The 8979-nt window shown below is 38.6% G+C and carries 9 protein-coding genes; all 9 read right to left on the reverse strand.

Translation table 11 applies throughout. The annotated features are described in order from the left end of the window. Positions 1-92: 92 nt before the first annotated feature. Positions 93-407, reverse strand: coding sequence for an antibiotic biosynthesis monooxygenase family protein (locus tag QRN68_RS02300; protein ID WP_285395036.1), 315 nt, complete (start codon positions 405-407; stop codon positions 93-95). Position 408: 1 nt separating this feature from the next. Continuing rightward, positions 409-1419, reverse strand: coding sequence for a siderophore ABC transporter substrate-binding protein (locus QRN68_RS02305; protein WP_285395038.1), 1011 nt, complete (start codon positions 1417-1419; stop codon positions 409-411). A 65-nt stretch (positions 1420-1484) separates the two neighbouring features. Beyond that, positions 1485-2246, reverse strand: coding sequence for an iron ABC transporter ATP-binding protein (locus tag QRN68_RS02310; protein ID WP_285395039.1), 762 nt, complete (start codon positions 2244-2246; stop codon positions 1485-1487). Continuing rightward, positions 2243-3196, reverse strand: a complete 954-nt coding sequence (locus QRN68_RS02315) for an iron chelate uptake ABC transporter family permease subunit (RefSeq protein WP_285395041.1) — start codon at positions 3194-3196, stop codon at positions 2243-2245. Before QRN68_RS02315 ends, QRN68_RS02310 begins: the two co-directional genes overlap by 4 nt. Continuing rightward, entirely contained in the window at positions 3189-4139 is a 951-nt protein-coding gene (locus QRN68_RS02320) for an ABC transporter permease (protein WP_285395049.1), read from the reverse strand. Before QRN68_RS02320 ends, QRN68_RS02315 begins: the two co-directional genes overlap by 8 nt. A gap of 273 nt (positions 4140-4412) precedes the next feature. After that, complete coding sequence (locus QRN68_RS02325) at positions 4413-5465, reverse strand: YkvI family membrane protein (protein ID WP_285395042.1); 1053 nt, start codon at positions 5463-5465, stop codon at positions 4413-4415. Between the two features lie 80 nt (positions 5466-5545). Next, complete coding sequence (menC, locus tag QRN68_RS02330; protein ID WP_285395044.1) at positions 5546-6652, reverse strand: o-succinylbenzoate synthase; 1107 nt, start codon at positions 6650-6652, stop codon at positions 5546-5548. A gap of 22 nt (positions 6653-6674) precedes the next feature. Then, positions 6675-7499 carry a GNAT family N-acetyltransferase gene (locus tag QRN68_RS02335; RefSeq protein ID WP_285395046.1) on the reverse strand — a complete coding sequence of 275 codons (825 nt, stop codon included), beginning with the start codon at positions 7497-7499 and terminating at the stop codon, positions 6675-6677. After that, complete coding sequence (locus QRN68_RS02340) at positions 7499-8644, reverse strand: M20 peptidase aminoacylase family protein (protein WP_285395048.1); 1146 nt, start codon at positions 8642-8644, stop codon at positions 7499-7501. The genes QRN68_RS02335 and QRN68_RS02340 overlap by 1 nt, the downstream gene beginning before the upstream one ends. Positions 8645-8979 lie beyond the last annotated feature (335 nt).

Below are 8979 nucleotides of genomic sequence, written 5' to 3' on the forward strand. Positions count from 1 at the left end.
AACGCCCACAGTGAACTTTCATCACCTAGTTGACGGACATGCCTGGCACACAAAAGAGGTGCCTCAAATGAATTTTGAGACACCTCTAATTTTTAACCTTTTACATAATAAACTTCTTGACCGCTTTCGATAACGTAATCGGGTTTCGGTATACCTGCACTTGCTTTATGACCAGCAATATGCTCAGGGCTCTTCTCCCAATTTTTCCATGCCTCTTCTGATTCCCAACGAACCACAATTAGCACTTCCTCATCACCACGGCGTACTTTTTTTACAAGTACTTGCTTATCAATAAAACCTGGTTGTTGTTCAAGCAATGTTGGACCATCTTCTTTTGTACCAAAGCGCTCAACAATTTTATCCGAATGCTCTTCCGCAACGACAATACGTTTAATTTGTACAAACATATTAGTTAAACGCCTTTAAAACGTCATCAATTTTTTGCGTTTCAGAAATTAAACCGCCACCAGATAAATACCAAACTTGTGAATCTAAATAGAAGATTTTATTGTTTTTCGCAGCGTTAGTAGCCCCAACGATTTCGTTTTCAATGGCAGCTTTCGTACCAGACTCACCTTTTGGATTTACAGCAGAGTCACGGTCAACAACAAATAAAATATCTGGGTTTGTCTCACGGACATATTCGAAGCTTACATCGTCGCCATGTGTTTCAGCTTTAATGTTTTCATCAGCAGCTTTTACACCATAGATATCATGAATTACACCAAAACGTGAACCAGAACCATATGCAGATAATGAACCTTCAGATCCTAAAACGATTAAAGCTTTATCCTTAGATGAAGCTGTTTTAGCTTTAACTTCTTCTACTTTTGCTTCGTATGCAGCAAATGCATCAGCAGCTTCTTTTTCTTTACCAAAGATTTTACCAGCTAGTTCAGTGTTAACTTTGAATGATTCCATGAAATTAGCGTTATCTACACCAACGTATACAGTAGGCGCAATTTTAGATAATTCTTCATAAGCAGGTGCTTGACGACCAGAAATGAAAATAATATCTGGTTTCATAGAAGATAATGCTTCAAAATCAGGCTCTTTTAAAGCACCAACATTGACATAAGTTGTATCAGTATATTTGCTTAAATAGTTCGGAACGTTTTTTTGAGGAAGACCCGCAACTTTTACGCCTAAAGCATCTAAAGTATCCAGGAAACCAAAGTCAAATACTACAACGTTTTCTGGTTTTTTCTCAAGCGTTACTTCTTTAAATGTATCTTCACCATTGGTGCTACCTGGAATTGTGATTGGGTAAGCGGAAGCTTCTTCCTTTTGCTCTTCAGCAGGCTTACTATCAGTTTTAGAACTTGTATCCTCTTTTTTTGCATCGTCCTTTGAGCCGCAAGCAGCTAATACTAATAGCATCATTGCCATTAATACCGTAAATAATTTCCAATTTTTCATTGTAAAATTGCTCCTTTAAAATTATTATTTATAGTCCAGATGAATATAATCATCCATTATCACTTCTATGAGTTAAAATACACGCAAATACGACAACCATTCTGTTCTTGAACAGGAATATCCATATCATAGATTTCCTTAAGCGCATCAGAGTTAATGATGTCATTTGTTGGACCATCTTTGACAATACGTCCATTTTTTAATGCGACAATATGATCAGAGTATACGGAAGCAAAGTTAATATCGTGTAATACGATGACAACCGTTTTCCCTAGCTCATCAACCAGCTTACGCAAAATTTTCATGATCTGCACAGAGTGCTTCATGTCCAAATTGTTGAGTGGCTCATCAAGCAAAATATAGTCTGTGTCCTGTGCAATAACCATTGCAATAAATGCGCGTTGACGTTGACCGCCTGATAATTCATCCAAATAATTGTGCTGAAGATCATCTAAATTCATATATTGAAGTGCCTCATCTACCTTTTGCTCATCCTCTGGCTTTAAATGCCCTTTTGAATAAGGAAAACGACCAAATGAAACAAGTTCACGAATTGTTAGGCGTACATTCATATAGTTTGACTGTTTTAAAATCGATACACGCTTCGCAAAATCATCCGATTTCCAACGACGTACATCCGATTTATCGAGTAATACTTCTCCAGTGTCTGCATTAAGTAAACGGCTTACCATTGAAAGCAATGTTGATTTACCTGCGCCATTCGGTCCAATAAAAGACGTAATTTTCCCTGGTGCAACGTCGACACTGACATTTTGAATGACCGGTTTTTTTCCAAAATACTTGGATATTTCTTTTACTTGGATCATCCTGCTGACCTACTTTCCTTCAATAATAAGTAGATGAAGTACACGCCACCTACGAAGTTTATAATAACGCTTAGTGTTGTATCGAAGTTAAAAACACGTTCGACCATCCACTGTCCACCGACTAAAGCAACAACACTCATCACACAAGAACCTGTGATTAACACAGAGTGCTTGTACGTCTTAAAAAATTGATATGATAGATTTGCCACAATTAAGCCAAAGAACGTAATAGGCCCAACAAGAGCTGTAGAAACGGCGATTAACACCGACGATACTATGAGCATACGCTGTACAAGCTTATCATATGGTACCCCTAGGTTAATGGCTGTATCACGACCAAGAGACATTACGTCTAATTGGTTCATGTGACGCCAACCATAAATGAAGGTAATGATGATAACAACAGCCGCAAGCCACACTAAATCCGAATTCACATTGTTGAAGCTTGCAAACATTTTACTTTGTAAGCTTAAAAATTCATTCGGGTCTATTAACACTTGGAGGAACGTTGATACGCTTCCTAAAAATGTTCCGACAATCATACCGACCAGCAGCAAGAAATAAATCGGTCGTTTTCCTCCCTTGAACAATACAAGATAAAAAATTAACGCAAAGACAATCATAGCTAAAACAGCTAGTAAGAAATTGTATTTGGCATTAATGACGAATATCGACATAGAGCCAAAGAAGTAATAGATGAACGTTTGAACCAACATATATAATGCATCAAGTCCCATTACACTTGGCGTTAAAATATGGTTATGTGTAATCGTTTGGAAGACCACTGTTGAATAAGCAATCGCAATCCCCGTTAACGACATCGCAACCACTTTAATAAGGCGACGAGGAAACGCATAATGGTAGTTACCATTAAGTTCATAAAATACATACAGTAAAATAGAAGCTACAGCTAGCCCTAGTAATATCAACATTTTTGTACGGTTACGCATAAGCTTTCCCCCTAAACAACATAATTAGGAAGATCGCACTTCCGATGACGCCGACCGTCATACTAATCGGAATTTCATAAGGGAAAATCAGCACACGCCCTATAATGTCACATATTAATAAGAACAACATACCGAGTAATGCTGTATGAGGCAATGTCTTAGCGAGATTATCCCCTCTGAACAAGGAAACTATATTTGGAATGATTAAACCAAGAAATGGAATTACACCAACAGTAAGCACCACTGTCGTTGTAATAAGTGCTACTAACACTAAACCTAAATTCACAACGAATTTATAGGAGAGTCCAAGGTTCTTTGCAAAATCCTCCCCCATTCCAGCCACTGTGAAGCGATTCGCATAAATGTAAGCTATAATCAGCACGGGTACGCTTATGTATAAAAGCTCGTAACGACCTTTCATCATTAATGAGAAATTCCCCTGTAACCATGCAGAAATGTTTTGGATAATATCCGCTTTATACGCAAAGAACGTTGTAATCGACGAAAGGATATTCCCAAACATTAAGCCAATAAGCGGTATAAAGATCGCGTCTTTAAACTTTATTCGATTTAATATTTGCATAAACAATAGTGTGCTGGCAAAAGCAAATATGAAGGCGAAGGAAATTTTTTGAAAATACGTGACGTTTGTGAAAAACATCATCGAAATTAGCACACCCAACTCAGTAGCATCTAAAGTACCTGCTGTCGTTGGTGACACGAACTTATTCCTACTTAAGCTTTGCATAATTAAACCAGCAATACTCATACCTGCACCTGCTAACAAAATTGCTACAAGTCTCGGTATACGACTAATCAAGAATAGTCTAGTTTCTTCTGATTCGAAGTCTAAAAGGTCACTAGGTTTAATATCTACTACACCGATAAATAGTGACACAATTGACAACACTACAGTTGCTATTAAAAGATATCTTATTTTCATTGTAATCCCCGGTAGATTCATTTTTGCTCGTAACTGATCCTCAAGTCCTCTAATGAAAATGATTATCATTACTTACGATTCTCATTATAAGCATCTTTCCATTCTCAGTCAACCTACAATTGAGAATTATTCTCGTTTTATATAAAATCACACTCCAATAAAGGTATATTCGGGATTTCTATCATTTTTGGAGCTGAATATTTCTACGTTTTTTATACACATAAAAAGGTAATTGAGAATAAAATACTAATTCCTTCTCAATTACCTTATCAATTATGCCATTTGTCGAACCCCTCTTAGCCATGCAACAACAATAAAAACTACTAATATAAAACCAACATACCCCATGACAGCATATAACTTTGCTACAAGCGTCGTAAAGCCGGCAAGACTTGCTAAAAAGCCCAAACCACCGATAAAGACGGCAGCTACCTTAAAACTAGGCTTACTTGGTTTTAAAAATCTTACCATAAATGAATAGAACATCCCCACCGCTGTATTATAAATCATCCCTAATAGAGAAATTGACATTAGTAGACCGACTAGAGGATGAATCTCATTTGCTAAGACTAACATCGGTATATCTATACCAACGATTACATTCATTTTTGCAAGAAGGGAAAGGTTAATAAGCAGAATTAAAGCTCCTAGCAAAATTCCACCAATAACGCCTCCCATCCCCGCCACCTTTTCATTGCGAATAGATCCACACATAACAGTTAAAAGCGAAAAACATACACCGATATTAAAAGACATATACAATAATGCCGTAACCCACCAACTTTTAGAGCTTACCTGTGCTTGCCGCGCTATAACAGCTTGTTCTACAAAAGTTAAATCCATCGTAGCCAATGAATAGACCGCAATTATCGATACAATTGTTAGCAAATACGGTGTGGCAATAGCAATAATATTGATAATGCTTTTCACATTCATCATAACTGTCGCTATAGTAAGTACAATCATACAAATACTCCCCAGCCAAACTGGCAGTCCAAACATTTGTTGAAACGTAGCACCCGCTCCTGCAAACATAATTACTGCTACACCGAATAAGAAGAGCGACAGTAAACAATCCATCACAAAGCCTACAGTATTACCTGAAATTTGATAAATCAAATCCTTATGTGATGTCGTACGCAGCCTTGAGCTAATTTGTGCAATACACATTCCTACTAAAGCAAATCCAATTGTAGCAATTAGTGCGCCATAAATTCCATGAAAGCCATAGCTCGTAAAATATAGTACGATTTCCTGTCCTGATGCAAATCCCGCACCGACGATAATTCCTACATAGGCACCACCGATTTGCAAACTTTTTTTCAATCACTTCTCTCCTCGTTTATCCCGTATTCAACTACTATCCAGAGGGGTTGTGGTCCCCCCCTCTGGATAGTAGTTTCATTTTATTGATAAACCTTCTTGTTGAATGTTAACTTATCAATAACCTGCATATTAGGTGTATATCCAATTCCAATCGTTTGTGGTACATGAATATAACCATCCTCTACAAACACTTCAGGTGAAATGATATCCTCATACCAATAATGACTAGATCCTGCAGTATCCCCAGGTAGAATAAAATTAGCTAGTGATGTTAATGCAATATTGTGCGCTCGTCCGATTCCCGCCTCTAACATACCACCACACCAAACAGGAATATTATTTTCTTTACATAAATCATGAATTCTCTTAGCTTCCGTTAAACCGCCAACACGTCCTATTTTGATATTGATTACACCACAACTACCAAGCTCTATCGCTTTTCGAGCATCTTCGTAGGAGGTGATGCTTTCATCTAAGCAAATAGGCGTTTTTAACTTTCGCTGAAGCTTAGCATGGTCGACAATATCATCTACAGCTAACGGCTGCTCAATCATTAATAAATTAAAAGCATCAAGTTGCTGCAATACATTCATATCGTTCAATGTATAAGCGGAATTTGCATCTACCATTAATGGCAAATCTGGCATCTCAGCTCGAATAGCACGAATAACTTCCACATCGTGACCAGGCTTAATTTTCACTTTGACTCGTTTATAACCTTTATTTACATGACCTTTTAATAACTCAATTAATGCTTCTGTAGAAGATTGAATACCTACACTAACGCCTACCTCTATTCGCTCCTTATCTCCGCCTAACGCTTGTGCAAGTGATTGTTCTGTTTGTTGAGCATAGATATCCCACATAGCCCCTTCAATAGAAGCCTTCGCCATGCAATTACGACGAATAGAGGAAAATAACGTACTGACTTCATCTGGATGCCCAATCTCTTTATGTAACAAGATGGGTATCAAAAAGTCTTCAAGCATATGCCATGTTGTTTTTAATGTCTCCTCCGTATACCAAGGCGCTACAAAGGCAACAGCTTCTCCCCATCCTACAGTTCCTGATTGATCTATCGCTTCTATAAGTAAAAACTCTTTTTCATCGATTGTTCCGAAACTCGTTGAAAATGGCGCTTTCATAGGCATTTTTATATGTCTCACTGTAATCTGTTCTAGTTTCACAAAATTTCACTCCTTATCCTTATTATAAAGCTAGTAAGGAGCGTCTGACTAACAGATAGCTATGCACATATTCATTGTGCTTTTTCATCCGAACAATCGCATAATTTTGTTCAAATAATGTCGTTAAAATAGTACGAACTTTATAACGCCAGTCCCCTGCAAGCTTAGGGCTCTCTACTTTCATCTTTTGTAAAAGTTGAGGGATAGGTAATAAATAGGCGTCCTTATAAAATGATTGATCTCGTTGAAATTCACCTTCAATATCGAGCACAGGTAAGCCGTCCACCGTCAAAGACCAAGGCACAATTTCTTCAGCTTCTTCTTCCAATTCATCCAAGGAATCCTCCACTTGATTACGTTCAATCCACCACTCTACCACAATACGATCTGAAGGTAGCCCCTCGTTAAAATCATCCTGAAGCGGGCCATAATAATCATTTTCATATTGATAACTAAAAGCATTTAGCTTCAAAAATGATAAATTAGCCATACGTGCTTCTAGCGGATCAAATAACCAACGCACAAGCTGAAACCCGTGTTCTCTTGCATATTCCTGCTGGGCATGCTTTAATAATTCAGCTACACCTTGTTCACGATATGTTTTCTCCACACCAATCATGTGTGAGTGCAAATACATCATCCCTTCACGACAACCAACAAAACAATAATTAAAGCCAATCAGCTTTTCACCCAAATATGCTCCAAGCACTAGTCCACCATTTTGTACAGCTGCTAACAATTGATGCAATGGAATAGCCTGACTCCCCCAAATTTTCACGTTCAAGATTTGTACCTCTGCAATCTCTGTAGGTGTCATTATTTTTTGAATACGCACTCTTTCTAACATTATGCTGATTCCTCCTTTGTATTCCCTGACCCCAATGCTAACAATACCGCTCTTGTAAGGATTTCAACTCCCGTTACTAGCCTTGCCTGCTTAAATTTCATCTTTGGATGATGTAGTCCTGGTGTTAACCCACAACCTAAACCTAACATTGTAGATTTTAAATGCGGTCGTTGAACAGCATAATGATGAAAATCTTCTCCTCCCGGTGTACGCACTGGCTTTCGTAGTTTCGACAGTCCCACCGCTTGGACAATTGCCTGTTCCATAATATATTGAGCAGTTGGGTCTACCTCAGCTGCCACTACATTTGCTACAGTACGTAATTCAATCTGCACCTTATGCAAAAGCTTAGAGGAGTCAATTACTCGCTTTACTCCTTGGGCAAGTGCACCCATTACATCATTTTGCTGAGCTCGTATATCAATGGTGAACGATGCATTCCCAGGAATTATATTGCCAGATTCCCCTCCTGCTTGGAATTTTGTCATCTTAATAGATACAGGAACCATTGGATCTGTATGAATCGTTCTTAAATCTTCGATAATAGTTGCCCCTACCTCAATGGCATTCACACCGAGATGCGGTCTTGCAGCATGGGCATCTTCTCCAATAATTTCTCCTTCAAGCATCCGAGAGGCCCCGTGGTACAATGCAGCACAATATGTACCGTCTTCAAGCTCATGGACAGGTCTTACATGGACACCAAATAAAAAGTCTAAATCATCAATGATTCCTTCTTTTAAAACAGATAAAGCACCTGTTCCTTTTTCTTCAGCCGGTTGAAAAATGATACGAATTGTACCATTGAATGATTGACCAAGCTCTTTCAAAAGTAATAGAGCACCGATTGCCATCGTCATATGTCCGTCATGCCCACAGGAGTGATTCGCACGAAACTCACCATCTACCTCTTGCCATAATGCGTCCATGTCCGTACGCAAACCAACTTTAGGATCACCATTTCCCACATCAACATAAAGCCCTGGAATGTTTTTAAAGCGGATTGGCGAAAAACCTTCACGTGTTAGTAAATCAAAAATATAATTTGTTGTTTCTACCTCATGCCAGCTTATTTCTGGATTCGCATGTAAATACGTGAAAATCTCCATTAATCTTGGCCTCAAACGATTTAAAGCTTCCTTCATAGCGAACAACCCCTCTAATTTTTCATACTATTGAGATTATTATAACGAAAATAAAATCTTTTCTACAAACTTATACCCACATTCAGCAAATCTACTACATGGCAAAATCAAGCTCTTCCAGGCTGTAAATAAATGGAGCGCACTCATAACTCAGGATTCCTTTCGTTCCGACTCGGCGCTATCTTTAGGTGTTCGATGAGCTGATTGGAGCAACATGGGTTTTTGTGTGTAAGTGGAGCGGCAAGCGGAGCGGCAAGCGGAGCGGCAAGCGGAGCGGCGAAAGCGGAGCGGCGAAAGCGGAGCGGCGAAAGCGGAGCGGCGAAAGCGGAGCGGCG

The organism is Lysinibacillus sp. fls2-241-R2A-57 (genome assembly GCF_030209535.1).
Classification (GTDB): domain Bacteria; phylum Bacillota; class Bacilli; order Bacillales_A; family Planococcaceae; genus Lysinibacillus.

Excerpts from the sequence above, each read along its gene's own strand:
- QRN68_RS02340 (WP_285395048.1), bottom strand. The coding sequence starts at position 8,644 with ATGAAGGAAGCTTTAAATCGTTTGAGGCCAAGATTAATGGAGATTTTC.
- QRN68_RS02305 (WP_285395038.1), bottom strand. The coding sequence starts at position 1,419 with ATGAAAAATTGGAAATTATTTACGGTATTAATGGCAATGATGCTATTA.
- QRN68_RS02300 (WP_285395036.1), bottom strand. The coding sequence starts at position 407 with ATGTTTGTACAAATTAAACGTATTGTCGTTGCGGAAGAGCATTCGGAT.
- QRN68_RS02320 (WP_285395049.1), bottom strand. The coding sequence starts at position 4,139 with ATGAAAATAAGATATCTTTTAATAGCAACTGTAGTGTTGTCAATTGTG.
- QRN68_RS02335 (WP_285395046.1), bottom strand. The coding sequence starts at position 7,499 with ATGTTAGAAAGAGTGCGTATTCAAAAAATAATGACACCTACAGAGATT.
- QRN68_RS02310 (WP_285395039.1), bottom strand. The coding sequence starts at position 2,246 with ATGATCCAAGTAAAAGAAATATCCAAGTATTTTGGAAAAAAACCGGTC.
- QRN68_RS02315 (WP_285395041.1), bottom strand. The coding sequence starts at position 3,196 with ATGCGTAACCGTACAAAAATGTTGATATTACTAGGGCTAGCTGTAGCT.